This is a genomic window from Pseudomonas sp. CMR5c (assembly GCF_003850545.1).
GTDB lineage: Bacteria > Pseudomonadota > Gammaproteobacteria > Pseudomonadales > Pseudomonadaceae > Aquipseudomonas > Aquipseudomonas piscis.
This window is the reverse complement of record NZ_CP027705.1, coordinates 3235495-3249576: the sequence shown is the minus strand read 5'-3', so window position 1 is coordinate 3249576 and position 14082 is coordinate 3235495. Positions and strand designations below refer to the sequence as shown.

Here is a 14082-nt window from a genome sequence, read left to right as displayed (position 1 = left end):
TCAGTCTCCCGTTCAATGCGCGATCAGTGGCGCGCGAACCGGGCCACGCCGTGGCACCAGGGTTTCCAGGACCACCGCCAGGGCCGGCAGCAAGGTAATCGCCATCAGCATGTTGGCCATGAACATGAAGGTCAGCAGCAAGCCCATGTCGGCCTGGAACTTCAGGGCCGAGAACGACCAGGTAGCGACTCCGACGGACAAGGTCAGCGCGGTGAACACCGTGGCCACGCCCACCTCGCGCAGGGCCAGCTGGAACGCGGTGACGATGTCCCGGCCTTCGGCCAGGTGCAATTGCAGGCGGTTGTAGATGTAGAACGCGTAGTCCACGCCGATGCCCACCGCGAGCACCATCACCGGCAAGGTGGCCACGGTGAGGCCGATATCCAGCGCCTTCATGAACCAGTAGCCGAGGAAGGTGGCCAGGGTCAGCGGCAGGCAGCAGGCGAGCATCGCCCGCCAGTCGCGGTAGACCAGGAACACCAGCAGCACGATGGTCAGATAGACGTAGAGCATCATCGGCAGCTCCGAGGCCTCCACCACCTGGTTGGTGGCCGCTTGCACTCCAGCGTTGCCGCTGGCCAGGCGCACCAGCACCCCGTCCATGGGATGTTGCGCGCGATAATCCTCGACGGCCTGCACCACACGCTTGAGGGTGCTGGCCTTGTGGTCGGCCAGGTACAGGTTGACCGGCAGCAAGGTGCAGCTGGCGTTGTACAGATGCAGCGCCTCGGGCACCTGGCGCACCGCTTCGCCCAGGGACAATTCGTCCTGGGGCAAGGCCGCCCACTTGGGGTTGCCTTCGTTGACCCCGGACGCGGCAAGCTTGGTCAAGGCCGGCAGGGACTGGGCCCAGAGCACCCCGGGGACATTACCCAGGTACCAGCTCAGGCGATCCACGTAGGCCATCACGTCATGGCGATAACAACCGCCCTCCGGGGTCTGCACCGCCACGGTGAACAGGTCCAGGCCCAGGGAAAAGTGACTGACCACGCTTTGCACATCCTGGTTGTAGCGCGAATCCGCGTGCAGCTCCGGGGCTCCCGGCAGCACATGGCCTACATGCCGCCCCTGGCTCTGCCAGACCGCCAAGCCCAGCAGCGCCAGGCCCATAGCGGTGACGATGAACGCCTTTCGCGGCTCGGCGATCCGCCCCAGCTTGAGCATGGCGTCGTCGCGCCAGGCCCGCACGCGTTCGGCCCGGGCCACGTAGGCCAGGTCGAACCGGCAATAGCTGGCCAGCAAGGGCAACATGATCAGGTTGGTGACGATCTTGTAGGCCACCCCCACCGAGGCGGTGATGGCCAGCTCGCGGATCATCGGGATCGGCACCAGCACCAGGGTGGCGAAGCCGACGAAAGCGGTGATCAGCGCCAGGGTCCCGGGAATCAACAGACCGACGAAGCTGCGCCGGGCGGCAGTCATGCCATCGGCGCCGGCACACACCTGCTTGGCGATGAAGTTGACCTGCTGCACGCCGTGGGACACGCCGATGGCGAACACCAGGAACGGCACCAGGATCGCCAGCGGATCGAGGCCGAAGCCCAGCAAGGTGATGGTGCCGAACTGCCAGACCACCGACACCAGCGAGCAGCCCAGCGGCAGACAGGTCAGCACCCAGGAACGGGTATACCAGTAGACCGCCAGGGCGGTGAGCACGAAGGCCAGGCCGAAGAACTCCACCACGCTCTTGGCTCCGGCGCCGATATCGCCCATCTGCTTGGCGAAGCCGATGATCTGCACATCGTAGTCGGCGTCGCCGTACCGGGCCCGCAGCTGGTCCTCCAGGCGCTGGCTGAACTCCAGGTAGTTCAGGCGCTGACCGGTCTGCGGGTCCGGGTCGGCCAGCTCGGCCAACACCATGGCCCCGGAATAGTCGTTGGCCACCAGGCTGCCGACGAACCCGCCGACCAGGGTGCGCTCACGAATACCGGCGATGGCCCGGTCATCGAGGGTGGCCACGGTGACGTCGCCACCGATCACATCCTCGGCCTTCATGCCCTGCTCGGTGATCTGCACCGCCCGGGTATTGGGAGTCCACAGCGAGGTCACGCTGCGCCGATCGATCCCCGGCATGAAGAACAGCGCCTGGGTCAGGTCGTACAACCGGGTCATGGCCTGGGTGTTCCAGATGTCGCCGTGCCGGACGTGCAGCACCACGATCACCCGGTTGGCGCCGAACAGCACGTCGCGGTACTGGTTGAAGGTCTTGATGAACTCATGCTGTTGCGGCAGCTGCTTGTCGAAGCCGGCCGACATCTCCAGCCGCGCCGCATAGGACGCCATGATCAGGGTGATCAGCGCCAGTACGCCAAGGGTCGCCAGGCGATGGCGAAAAAACAAACGCTCAAGGGTCGACACCAGAAAAGCCAACATGGAATGCCTCGATGAAGAACCAGTCACGGCCGGCACCTGCCGTGGAGGCAGGCCGGCCGTGAACTACGGCAGGATCAGAAGGAGTAGGAAATGTTGCCGCCGAGGAAGTCGCGGTCAGCCATCAGGTTGTTGGCCCCGCCGCCCCAGAACTGCACCCATTGCAGGCCACCCTTCCAGCGGTCGCGATAGTTGAACAGCAAGGAAGTGCTCAGCGACCGGCGCCCCTCGACGAAAGGCATGGCGTTGGGCGTGGTGCCATGCACGTCGTGGCTGAAGTCCAGTTGCGGGGTGACGGTGATGCCACTGCCGAACAGGTTGGGATAGTTGATCCCGAACTCGGTGACGTAGCCCCAGGAGGTCTTGTCCGGCAGCGAATAGTCCGGCAGCAGGTACGGCACCTTGCCCGAGGTATCCAGGCCCGGGTAGCGGGTGACCACCGCCTCGGCGATGAGAAAAGCATCCGAGGCGCCCAGGGTGCTCGGGATGAACCCCAAGGGGTCGTTGGCCGAGAAGGTATAGGTGGCGTTGACGTCGGCTTGCCACTTGCGTTCCTCGACGAAACCCTTGTTCACGCCGGTGTCGAACACGCTGTACTTGTTGTAGCTGCCGCTGAACGCCTGGCCGAAAGGCACGGTAGGGTCGATGGCGACACTGTCCCTGGGTCGGTAGGACAACTCGCCGGCCACCGCTACCGGACCGACCATGGTGTTCATCGACAGGCCGAACAGGTCCTTGTCCTCGCCGTAGCTGATGAAGTAGTTGTCCACCGCCAGGGCGTCGGGATTGTTGCGCGCGGTATAGCCGACGAAGGGCAGCTTGTCGTGATAGCGCTCGTAGAACAGGCCGAACTCGGTGGCGATGCTTTCCGCCGTCCAGCGCAGCGCCAGGCCGTATTGGCCACCGTTGCGTGCCTCGCGCTGGCCACCATAGGGTACCGCCAGGCCCAGGGCCACCAGTTGCGACTCGCCCAGGCCACTGATGTTCGGCGCCCCGCAGTGCCCCTTGGGCATGCCTGCGCAGACCCCGGGCATCAGGCCCTCGGCGTAGTGGCTGGGGTAATAGATCGCCCGGCGCCCTTCCCCGGCGACATCGGCACTGGAGAAATAGGTACCGACCGGGTCCAGGTCATAGGCGTTCCACTTGAACTGGTAATACCCCTCGACGCTCAGGGTATCGCTCAGCCCGATGTTGAAGGAGGCCATCGGCGCCGGGACGAACACCTCCTTGAGCTGGGTTCCGGGGGTATGGTACTTGGGCAGGCTCAGGGCGTTGATCTGGTTGATGCCGCCCGGCACGAACACCTCCGCGCCCCAGCTGATCACCTGGTTGCCCAGCTTGACCTTGGCCGGCATGTCCCCCAGATCGAAGCTCTTGGCCAGCCACAGGTCGAGCAGGTCGAAACGCTCGGTGGCATCGCGCTTGGCCTGCTTGTCCAGGTCGGTCTGGCGCACATTGTCCATCTTGAAGTCTCGGGCCCAGGCCACCCGCCCCAGGGCGCTCCAGCCGTCGCCGAACTTCAGGCTCAGCTCGTGGGTGCCCTTGACCACCTGGGAGAACACATCGTGCTTGCGGTAGTTCAGGTCGCCGTCGTCGGCGTTGCTGAAGTTGATGTCGGCGTTGGCGTAGCCGTTGCCGCGGGACAGGTTGTAGTAGCGCCCCAGGTCGTTGCCGGTGCCGTTGTTGCAGCCGCCGCTGTCGTTGCCCAGCAGCTTGCAGTCGGGGGACTGCAGGCGGCTGGCGAAACCATAGGACAGGGTCGAATCGAAGCTGCCCGAGATGCCATCGGAGCTGCCGAACAGCACCGCGTGGCTGGCCGGCATCCAGGCCAGGCTGGAGGCGACCGTGGCGCCGATGATCAGGGCCTTGCGTGGCGCGCAGCCCCCGGAGAGCCGATTACCGATTTTCTTATTGTTGTGCATGGGTTGATTCTCCCGGGGCGCTCAGCGTTCGCCGCGACGACGCAGTTCGTTGGAGTTGAACAGCTTGTCGCTGACCCGCCCTTGCAGGCCGGCGGTGAGGTCCAGGGCCTCGCCTTCCTGGGTGAAGCCATCGGCGATGTAGCGACGGGCGATCAGGTCGTAGCTCAGGTACTCGAAGCTGGTGCAGGCCTGGATCTGCGGATCGGCCCACAAGCTGCCCTCCTGGGCACGCCAGAGATTGCCCTTGGCGTCGTACATGTCGACGTGCAACAGGCTCCAGCTGTCTTCGTCGAAAAAGAACATGCGCTTGGCGAAAGAGTGGCGCTTGTCGGCCTTGACCGTGGCCTGGACCACCCACACCCGGTGCTTCTCATAGCGCTGCACGTCGCGGTTGAGGTAATCCTGGCCGATCAGTTGCTGGTACTTGTTGGACTTGTCCACCAACCGGTAGGAGTTGTAGGGCACCACCATTTCCCGCTTGCCCAGGAGCTTGAAGTCGTAGCGGTCCAGGGCGCCGGTGAACATGTTGATCTGGTCGACGAAGTACAGGTTGTCGGAACCGGTGATCGGGTTGTCGTAGGCAAAGGACGGCGCCTGGCGTACCCGCCGCTGGCCGGGGAAGTAGATCCACGAGCTCTGTACCTTGTCGAGGAAGGCGTGCACCAGGTACATCTCCCCCGCCCTGGACGATGGCGAAAGCACGTCGTACAGCAGCTTGGCCTCGATGCCATCGGTATCGGCCGGGGCCTTCACCGCCGGATCGTTGTAGGGGTAGTACTCGTGGGCCCACTGCCGGGCTTCGGTGAGATCACCGTTCTTTTCCCTCAGCAACAGGGAAATCTGCGCACGCCGGCCCTTGGCCATGTAGCGCAGCTTGTAGTTCCACATCACCTCGATACCGTTCTGCGGCACCGGGAACGGCACCGCCGCACCGGCGGCCTGCTCCAGGCGCCAGCCATCGCTACCGATACGCGCCTGGCCGGCGAAGGTCCGGGTGCGCTCGGCCACCTGGGCCGGGATCGGACAGCTGCGATGGGTGGGATAGACATCCAGGCGATAGCCCGGGTAGGTCTTGATCAGCGCCACTTGGCCCTCGGGCAGCAATTGCTGGTACTGGGCCAGGTTGCGGGCATCGATGGAGTACAGCGGCTTATCGCTGGCATAGGGGTCGCCATGGCCGGGCGACCAGCCGCCGGGAGCCTTGTCCAGGCCGCCAGTCCAGGGGGGAATGCTGCCGTCGGCGTTGCCAGCCTTCTGGGCACCGATCGGCGTCAGTTCCGGGCCGGGCTTGCTGGGGTCCGCCGCCAGGGCCAGAGGGGCCAGGGTAGCGCCGAGCAGCGCCAACAGTGCGCCACCCAAAAGCGAGGTCGCTGGGTATTTCATGAACTTCTCCTTGCGGATTTTTCTTGTGTTTAGCGGGAAGCAGTTCGAAGCACTCGGGCTGGCCGGGTGAATGGGAGTGCGTGTCCGACGGCCGACAACGCCTGGGGCATTGCGCGACGCGAAGCTCTTGCCGAGTACCTGGCAGCCGGGCATGCCCGGGAGTGTCCGCAGGGGTGGGATCCAGCCTTGCATGTAGTCATATGCCGGCGCTCTGCTCGTTTATTCTTGTTGTTTGGGCGTACACCAGAAGGCCGTGCAAGACTTGGCTGGGTCGCCTGGGAAAAGAATTAGGCAAAGGCATGGAGCGCGGCTTGCCAGCAGATGACAGAGTGATTGTCATCTGATGCCAAACCAGGGGCTCCGGTCTTGCACGCACACGGGGCAATGTGACGGACGGGCGCCCAGGCCTGTCCGAGTGCCAGGCGATACAAAGGCGACAGGATAAAAATGAGATCCGTACGAACCGTGTTATCCGAAGGCTTCTTCCGGCGTTTCAGCGAGTTTTTCGCCGCGCACCTGGCCCCGCTGGGCATCGACCCGAGGGTGCTGCAACGCGCAGACATCGAGATTCCCGGAGAGCAGTACCTGGCCCTATGGGAGGCCGCCGGCCAGCAGCACCCGGCCATAGGTATCGAACTGGGCAGCCAGACCGAGGCCGACGACTTCGGTGCCATGGGCCACGCCATACATTGCGCCACCAGCGTCGAGCAGGCGTTGCAGACCCTGCAGCGGTTCATCGTGGTGTTCGCCCAGGAGTCGGTGATCGAACTGGCCCTGGACACGCGTCCGGCCCACGTGGGATACCGGGTCATCGCCCCCACCGTGCCGTACCGGCGCCAGGACACCGAATTCGCCATCAGCTCGATCCTGCGCCAGCTGAACCTGGTCAGTGGCCAGTCGATCAAGCCGTTGCGGGTGGACTTCGAGCACGGCAAGCCCGCCGACATCACGCCCCACAAGCGAGTGTTCCAATGCCCGCTGTATTTCAACCAGGACGCCAACCGGCTCTACCTCAGCCAGGACACCCTGCGCCTGCCCGGAACCCACGCCAACGAGCGCCTGTACAGGGCCCTGGAGCCCTACCTGGAGCGCGAGCGCGAAGCCCGCAGCCTGGATGACCAGCTCCTGGCGCAGATCACCCGCATGGTTGCCGCCGCCCTGAGCAGCGGCAACCTGTCCCTGCCGCAGATCAGCCAGCAACTGGGGCTCAACCGGCGCACCCTGCAGCGGCGCTTGAAAGAGCAGCAGATCGAGTTCTCCTCATTGATCGAGGAGGTGCGCCGGGAGCTGGCGCTGTCCTACATGCAAAGCTCGGATTACTCGGTGACGGAGATCTCGCTGCTGGTGGGTTACTCCGAGTCCAGCTCGTTCACCCGGGCCTTCCGCCGCTGGACCGGACAGTCGCCCCAGCAGTACCGGGCGAGTGCGCAACCGCGGCGCTGAAGCGGCTGCCAACTGACGCCAGATGTCGAAAAACCTGTCATCTGCGGTCAATCCAGGGCCGCGACGCCGCCGCTACCCTGCCCCTTCGTGCCAGGCCCATCCATGACAGGGGAAAACAACAATGAACATCGCGGCCCATGCCCATTCTCTGGACCACAGCAAGGCCGAGGCCATGCGCATCTTCGGCGCGCAGCGCGCCGCCTACCGCGACAGGCCGGTGCCGTCCCTGCAAGAGCGCCGGGACCAGCTCAGACGCCTAGAGCGCTTGCTGCTGGACAACCAGAAGGCCATTTGCGAGGCCATCTGCCAGGACTTCGGCAACCGCGCCCACCAGGAAACCCAACTGCTGGAGCTGTTCCTGTCGGTGGATGGCCTGCGCGATTGCCGCAAGCGCCTGGGCCGCTGGATGAAACCCCAACGCCGGCACGGCTCGGTGTGGTTCCTGGGGGCGCGCAACCAGGTGATTCCCCAGCCCAAGGGGGTGGTCGGGGTCATCGCGCCCTGGAACTACCCGCTGTTCCTGGTGATCGGCCCGGTCACCAGCGCCCTGGCGGCGGGCAATCGCTGCATGGTCAAGATGGCCGCCAACTCGCGCCATCTGTGCACCTTGCTGCAAAAGCTGGTGGCCCGGGATTTCGAGGAGCACACCCTGGCGGTGGTACCGGACGTCAGCGGCTCGGTGTTTTCCGCCATGCCCTTCGATCATCTGATCTTCACCGGCTCGGCACGTACCGGGCGCCAGGTCATGCACGCGGCCGCGGACAACTTGACGCCCGTCACCCTGGAGCTGGGTGGCAAGTCGCCGGTGATCGTCTGCCAGGACTTCGACTTGAAGACCGCCGCCGAGCGCATCCTGCAGATGAAGACGGTGAACGCCGGCCAGACCTGCGTAGCGCCCGACTACCTGTTCATCCACGAATCGCAACGGGACGAGTTCGTCGCCCACTGCCGCAGGATCGCCCCAGCGCGTTATGCCTCGCTGAGTACCCCGGACTACACCTCGATCATCGACCAGGCGGCCCACGAGCGACTCATGGGTTACCTGGACGATGCCCGGGAGCAAGGCGCGCGGATAGTCAACCTGCTGCCGGGCAACCTCAGTGACAGCCGCCTGTGCAAGATCGCCCCGACCCTGGTGCTGGATGTCCATGACGGGATGCGGATCATGCAGGAGGAAATCTTCGGCCCCCTGCTGCCGCTCAAGACCTACCGTGCACTGGAGGAGGTCGTGGAGTACATCAAGGACCGCGACCAACCGCTGGCGCTCTACTTGTTCACCCGCCAGCCAGAGGTGCAGCGGCAGATCATCGCCCAGACCCAGTCAGGCGGCGTGGCGATCAACGACTGCGGATTGCACGTGGCCCAGCACGACTTGCCCTTTGGCGGTATCGGCGCCAGCGGCATGGGCCACTATCACGGCCATGAAGGCTTCTTGGAGTTCTCCAAGATGAGGCCGGTCTTCAAGCAGTTCGCCTGGCCGGCCTTTCCCATGCTCTACCCGCCCTACGGCAAGCTCTTCGAGCGCCTGATGAGCCTGATGCTCGGGCGCTGAGCAACCCTGTCCGCCCCTCACCCGGGGCGGTCAGGACGGAGTTCCACAGGTTTTGCCTGAGACTTTTAAGGCCATTTAAAAATACCATTGTCACAAATGAGTCCACAAAGACTCAGGCAAGTGATTACAATGCGCGGGTGCCGGCAAGGAGTGCTTCTTGCTAGGAATCTCCTCACTTGCCTGAAGCCCCGAACACCCCATGACACTGCATGACGCCCGCCTTCTCAAACAGCTGACCACTGCGATAGTCAACCACCCACGTGCCACCATGAAGGAACTGGCGGAACTGGCCGGAGTGAGCAAGGCCACGCTCAACCGCCACTACGGGACCCGTGCCAACCTGGAACAGCAACTCGAACTGCATGCCAAGAACGTGCTCGTCGGCATCACCAGCAACGCCGGGCTGCACGCCGCCGAACCCCTGGAGGCACTGCGCCACCTGATCCGGGAGCATCTCACCCACCGCGACCTGCTGGCCCTGCTGATGTTCGAACATCGTCCCAAGGGGCCGATGCTGGAGCAGGAAGCGTCTTATATCGAGGATCTGGATGCGTTCTTCCTGCGCGGCCAGCACCAGGGGGTGTTTCGTATCGATATCAGCGCCGCGGCCTTCACCGAGCTGTTCATCAACCTGATCTACGGCATGGTCGATGCTGAACGCCGCGGCCGTGCGGCCAGTGCCAATTCCGTCCATTCCCTGGAGCAAATGTTCCTGCATGGCAGCGTCGCCCAGGAGGCCAAGTCGGGCAGGCGCCCATGAAAAAGGCCGGCTGGATCGCTCCAGCCGGCCTTTTTCGCCCCCTTACTTGATCAGCGGTATCTGGCTCCCGATCTGCAGCACTTGCACCGCATCCAGTTGTTCCTCGATCTGCAGCAAGCGCATGCGATCACTGGCGACAGCCTCAGCGACATCTGGTCGATGCGGCACATGACAGGCGCCTGGACATCAGCGATCTGCTTTTGCCTTGACCTGAAAATGAGCGCGCGCTCATTGCCCGGCGTCCTTGAGGGAAATCTTCGGCGCCCACTGCAGCCACTGTTCGTCGACGGCATCGAACAGGGCGAAGGTCTGCCCCGGCTTGGCCGCTTCGCCCATTTGTCCGTTGTCTGGCGTGGCGAACGCGATACCGCCGGCGACCATGGCTTCCAGGGACTCGGTGCGCACCGAAACGCCCTTGAACAAACCGGCCTCGATACCGACGCCGCTGGCATTCCAGAAGCGGCTGCCGGTACGCACCAGCGGCATGTAGCGCGGCTCGATGAGGATACTGATCAGTACCCGGTCCGCCTGCTGGCCCAGGTTCAGGTCGATGACCTTGCCCACCGGCATCTTGCGATAGGTCACCGGGCTGCCGAGCTTGATCGAGCCTTTGTCCGGAGCGCTCAGGGTCAGCCGCAGGCCGTTGCCGCTCCCGAGCAGGTTCGGCGCCTCGGCCAGGGTCTGGAAGCGCGTCTGGCGCTCGCCCGGGCGACTGCTGGCCAGGGCCTCGATGTAGGGTCCGCTGACCAGGGTGCCGAGGTTTTCCGTACGCAGCAGGCCAAGCGCCGGGCGCACCACCCAGAAGCGCGTACCGCTGCGGGCGAACTGCTCGCCGTTGGCCCCCAGGCGTGCCTTGAGCAGCACACCGGACAGGTCGGCCTGCAAGTCGATGCCCTCGACCTTGCCGATCACCAGCCCCTTGAAACGAATCGGCGTCCCTTCGCGCAGGCCCTCGGCGTCTTCGACGCTCAGCTGGATCTCCACGCCCCGGGCCATGGCCGCCTCTTCGCTGTCATAAAGGGCGAAGCGGCGATCCTTGCCCGGGGACGACGCCTTGGGGTCCAGGGTGTCAAAGGAGATCCCGCCATTGATCAAGGTCTGCAGCGACTCGCTCTTGACCTTGAGCCCGGTGAAGTCACCGCTCAGGGTCACGCCACTGGCGTTCCAGAAACGCGTCGAACTGTTCACCAGGCGCGCATACTCGGGCTCGACATGCACGCCGATCAGCACCTGCCGGTTGTCCGCCGACAGTTGGTAGCTCTGCACGCTACCGACGCGGATCTGCCGGTAGAGCACCGGTGCGCCGACCTCCACCGAACCCCGGCGGTCGCTGGTCAGCACCAGGTGCAGGCCCGGCACATTCAGATCCATCGGCGGCGCCTTGGCGCGTGCGCTGAACTCGCGCCGGGGCGCCCCGTTCTTGGCGAAGCGCACGGCAATGTAGTTGCCCTTGACCAGGGCATCCAGGCCGGTGATCCCGGCCAGGGAGATATTCGGCTTCACGGTCCAGAACTCGGTGCCCTCCAGCAACAGGGCCTCGACCCGTGGATCCATCGCCAGCTCGGCGGTGGCGCCACTGAAGTCCTGGTTCATGTCGACGGTCTTGACCAGGCCGACCTGCACCCCGTTGTACATGACCGGAGTACGGCCGGGCTCGATCTCGCTCAGGTCCTTCATCTTCAGCTTCACCCGCAAGCCGACCTGGGCCGCGTCGTAGTCCTCGTACAGGCGGAACGGCTTGGTCGGGTCGGTGGGCGGGCTGTCGCGGTGGTTGTCCGGGGTGGCGAAGGAGATACCGCCCGCGGCCAGGGTCAGGAGCGACTCGCTGCGCACCTTGAAACCCGACAGGCCGCCGGAGATCGAGATGCCGCTGGCATTCCAGAAACGCGTGTGCTTGCGCACCAGGTCGGCGTAGGCCGGCTCGATGTGGACCTTGATCTCGATGGTGCGCTGGTCCTCGCCGAGCTGGAAGTTCTTCACCTGGCCCACCAGGATCTGCTTGTAGAACACCGGGCTGCCCTGCTCCAGGGAACCCAGCCGGTCGGCCTTGAGGGTGATGTGCAGGCCTGGCACCTTCTCGGACATTGGTGGCGGTTCCGCCAGGGCGGTATAGAAGCGCACACCTTGGTCGCCCTTGTCGCCCTTGGCCGGATCCACCGCGATGTAGACCCCCGAGACCAGGGTCTCCAGGCCAGTCACCCCGGCCAGGGAGACCCGCGGCTTGACCAGCCAGAAACGCGTGTCGTGGTTCAGGTAATCCCGGGACTCCTTGGTCAGCTCGATGGAGGCAATCACCCCCTTGATGTCCTCGCTGACATTCAGGTCGACCACCTTGCCGACCGAGATGCCCTTGTACAGCACCTCGGTCTTCTTGGCCTGGATACCGTCGCCGCTCTCGAAGCGCACCTGGATGACCGGACCGGCCTCGTCGTAGGCACGCCAGCCCAGCCACGCACCGATGACAAGGGCCACCAGGGGCAGGATCCAGATTGCCGACCAGTTGGAGGCCGGGTGTTTCTTGGGGACGGGCAAATCACTCATTTTCTTTGTCCAAGTGGGTGTTGTCCCAGATCAGCCGGGGATCGAAAGTCACAGCAGCCAGCATGGTCAGCACCACCACGCTGGCGAAGGCGGCGGCGCCGAGGTTGGCCTCGATGCGCGCCAGGTTGCCGAAGTTCACCAACGCCACCAGGATGGCGATGACGAAGATGTCGAGCATCGACCAGCGCCCCACCCATTCGATGAAGCGGTACATGATGATCCGCTGGCGGGCGGACATCGGTTGGTGGCGCTGCACCGAATAAAGCAGCAGCGCGATGCCCACCAGCTTGAAGGTCGGCACCACGATGCTGGCCACGAACACCACCAGGGCGATGGGGATCATCCCCAGCTGCAGCAGGCTGATCACCCCGCTCATGATAGTGGCCGGCGCGCCCTTGCCGAAAATGCTGACGGTCATGATCGGCAGCAGGTTGGCCGGGATGTAGAGCAACATGGCGCTGATCAGCAAGGCCCAGGTCCGCCTGATGCTGTCCGGGCGGCGCACATGCAAGAGCGCCCGGCAACGACTGCAACGCGCGGGTTGCTGGCCGTCGATGGGATTGAGTTGATGACATTCGCCGCAGACCTGGATGCCGGCATCGATTGCACGCATCGTTACCTTCCTCGAGCGTCGCCCGCCGGGCTTGCTCCGGCGGGCGGCGGTCACTCATTCAGGGGCGGTCCTGGCGTTGCGCCAGTTGCTGGTCCTGATTGTCCTTCCAGCCACCACCCAGGGAGCGGAACAGGTCCACCAGGGCGATCTGCCGTTGAGTGCTGACTTCGATGAACGCCGTCTCGTTGGCGAAGTTGTTGCGCTGGGCGTCCAGGTAACGCAGGTGGCTATCGATACCGCCTTCATAACGAGCCTTGGCCAGCTTCAGCGATTCGTTGCTGGTGTTGGCCAGGGCCCGGCGTGCCTGCTCCTCGCGGCGCAGGGTATCGGTGGCCGCCAGGGCGTCCGCCACTTCACGGAACGCGGTCTGGATCGTGCCCTCGTAGGCCGCCACCGCCGAGTCCTTGCGCGCCTCGGCCAGGCTCAACCCGGCGCGGTTGCGTCCGCCATCGAAGATCGGCAGCGACAGGGTCGGAATGAAGCTCCAGGAGCGCGAGCCGCCATCGAACAGACCGGACATTTGCGCGCTGGACGTGCCGAAGCTGCCGGTCAAGGTGATCCGCGGGAAGAACGCTGCCCGCGCAGCGCCGATATCGGCATTGCGCGCTTGCAGGCGATGTTCGGCGGCGAGGATGTCCGGACGGCGCTCGATCAGCGACGACGGTGAGCCCGCGGCGATGTCTTGCACCAGTAGCGGCTGCTCCGACGACTTATCGGGAATCGACTTGGTGGCATCGGCGGTGCCCAGCAGCAGCACCAGGGCATTGAACGCCTGTTGCTTCTGGCGCAGGGCGGCCTCCTCGTCGGCCCGGGATTGTTCCACCAGGCCCAGGGCTTCCTGGTAGTCCAGCGCGGTGGCGTTACCTACCGCACGGTGCCGGCTGATCAGGGCGAAGGAATATTCGCGGCTGACCAGGGTCTGCTGGGTCAGGGCCAGGCGACGCTGGGCACCGTCATGGGTCAGGTAGGCCTGGGTGACCTCGGCGATCAGCGCAATGCGTGCCGAGCGCCCGGCCTCCTCGGTGGCCAGGTACTGCTGCAATGCGGCATCGCTGAGGCTCTTGACCCGACCGAACAGGTCGACTTCGTATTCCGGCAACGACAGGCCGACCTGATAGGTACTGGCCACGCCGGCCCGGCCACCGCTGGACAGGTCCGACGGCAGGCGCTGGCGGTTACCCGAGGCCCCGGCGTTCAACCCGGGGATCCGGTCCGCCCGCTGGATGCGGTACTGCGCCCGGGCTTGTTCGATGTCCAGCAAGGTCTGGCGCAACGAACGGTTGTTGTCCAGGGCGGTGCCGACCAGGCGGCGCAGCTCGGGATCGACGATGAACGCCTGCCAGTCCAGTTCGCTGGCCTGGCGTCCCTGCTGGGCGGGTGAGTCGCTCCAGCTGTCGGCTACGGGCGCCGTCGGACGCTCGTAGGTCGGAGCCATGGAGCAGCCACCCAGGGCCAGGGCGATCAGCAGCGCCGATACGGTAAAAGCTGGGGTACGCAT

General features: G+C 64.8%; 10 protein-coding genes. 3 read left to right on the top strand and 7 right to left on the bottom strand.

All coding sequences use genetic code 11. The features are described from left to right. Positions 1-12: 12 nt before the first annotated feature. From C4K40_RS15015 to C4K40_RS15005, 3 genes are all read right to left on the bottom strand, one after another. Positions 13-2373, bottom strand: coding sequence for an RND family transporter (locus C4K40_RS15015; protein ID WP_053129761.1), 2361 nt, complete (start codon positions 2371-2373; stop codon positions 13-15). A gap of 74 nt (positions 2374-2447) precedes the next feature. Then, on the bottom strand, positions 2448-4292 hold the full coding sequence (locus C4K40_RS15010) for a DUF1302 domain-containing protein (protein WP_053129759.1): 1845 nt from the start codon (positions 4290-4292) through the stop codon (positions 2448-2450). Positions 4293-4313: 21 nt separating this feature from the next. Next, positions 4314-5675, bottom strand: coding sequence for a DUF1329 domain-containing protein (locus C4K40_RS15005; protein ID WP_022640989.1), 1362 nt, complete (start codon positions 5673-5675; stop codon positions 4314-4316). 447 nt (positions 5676-6122) lie between these two features. On the opposite strand from C4K40_RS15005, the gene C4K40_RS15000 reads away from it, so the two are divergent. From C4K40_RS15000 to C4K40_RS14990, 3 genes are all read left to right on the top strand, one after another. Continuing rightward, positions 6123-7118: an AraC family transcriptional regulator gene (locus tag C4K40_RS15000; RefSeq protein ID WP_031320541.1), complete on the top strand. Its 996-nt coding sequence runs from the start codon at positions 6123-6125 to the stop codon at positions 7116-7118. Positions 7119-7239: 121 nt separating this feature from the next. Beyond that, positions 7240-8670, top strand: coding sequence for a coniferyl aldehyde dehydrogenase (locus tag C4K40_RS14995; protein ID WP_083456834.1), 1431 nt, complete (start codon positions 7240-7242; stop codon positions 8668-8670). Between the two features lie 199 nt (positions 8671-8869). Continuing rightward, positions 8870-9430 carry a TetR/AcrR family transcriptional regulator gene (locus C4K40_RS14990; protein ID WP_053129756.1) on the top strand — a complete coding sequence of 187 codons (561 nt, stop codon included), beginning with the start codon at positions 8870-8872 and terminating at the stop codon, positions 9428-9430. A 42-nt stretch (positions 9431-9472) separates the two neighbouring features. Here the strand turns inward: C4K40_RS14990 and C4K40_RS31925 are convergent, their stop codons facing one another. The 4 genes from C4K40_RS31925 to C4K40_RS14975 are packed head-to-tail and all read right to left on the bottom strand — an operon-like array spanning position 9473 to position 14082. Continuing rightward, positions 9473-9598, bottom strand: coding sequence for a hypothetical protein (locus tag C4K40_RS31925; RefSeq protein ID WP_256223843.1), 126 nt, complete (start codon positions 9596-9598; stop codon positions 9473-9475). Positions 9599-9658: 60 nt separating this feature from the next. After that, complete coding sequence (locus tag C4K40_RS14985) at positions 9659-11971, bottom strand: PqiB family protein (protein WP_053129753.1); 2313 nt, start codon at positions 11969-11971, stop codon at positions 9659-9661. After that, positions 11964-12584: a paraquat-inducible protein A gene (locus tag C4K40_RS14980; RefSeq protein WP_053129750.1), complete on the bottom strand. Its 621-nt coding sequence runs from the start codon at positions 12582-12584 to the stop codon at positions 11964-11966. Before C4K40_RS14980 ends, C4K40_RS14985 begins: the two co-directional genes overlap by 8 nt. 58 nt (positions 12585-12642) lie before the next feature. Then, the gene (locus tag C4K40_RS14975) at positions 12643-14082 is read right to left on the bottom strand and encodes an efflux transporter outer membrane subunit (protein WP_053129747.1); all 1440 of its coding nucleotides are present in this window, start codon (positions 14080-14082) and stop codon (positions 12643-12645) included.

Excerpts from the sequence above, each read along its gene's own strand:
- C4K40_RS15015 (WP_053129761.1), bottom strand. The coding sequence starts at position 2,373 with ATGTTGGCTTTTCTGGTGTCGACCCTTGAGCGTTTGTTTTTTCGCCAT.
- C4K40_RS15010 (WP_053129759.1), bottom strand. The coding sequence starts at position 4,292 with ATGCACAACAATAAGAAAATCGGTAATCGGCTCTCCGGGGGCTGCGCG.
- C4K40_RS15005 (WP_022640989.1), bottom strand. The coding sequence starts at position 5,675 with ATGAAATACCCAGCGACCTCGCTTTTGGGTGGCGCACTGTTGGCGCTG.
- C4K40_RS15000 (WP_031320541.1), top strand. The coding sequence starts at position 6,123 with ATGAGATCCGTACGAACCGTGTTATCCGAAGGCTTCTTCCGGCGTTTC.
- C4K40_RS14995 (WP_083456834.1), top strand. The coding sequence starts at position 7,240 with ATGAACATCGCGGCCCATGCCCATTCTCTGGACCACAGCAAGGCCGAG.
- C4K40_RS14990 (WP_053129756.1), top strand. The coding sequence starts at position 8,870 with ATGACACTGCATGACGCCCGCCTTCTCAAACAGCTGACCACTGCGATA.
- C4K40_RS14985 (WP_053129753.1), bottom strand. The coding sequence starts at position 11,971 with ATGAGTGATTTGCCCGTCCCCAAGAAACACCCGGCCTCCAACTGGTCG.
- C4K40_RS14980 (WP_053129750.1), bottom strand. The coding sequence starts at position 12,584 with ATGCGTGCAATCGATGCCGGCATCCAGGTCTGCGGCGAATGTCATCAA.
- C4K40_RS14975 (WP_053129747.1), bottom strand. The coding sequence starts at position 14,082 with ATGCGTACCCCAGCTTTTACCGTATCGGCGCTGCTGATCGCCCTGGCC.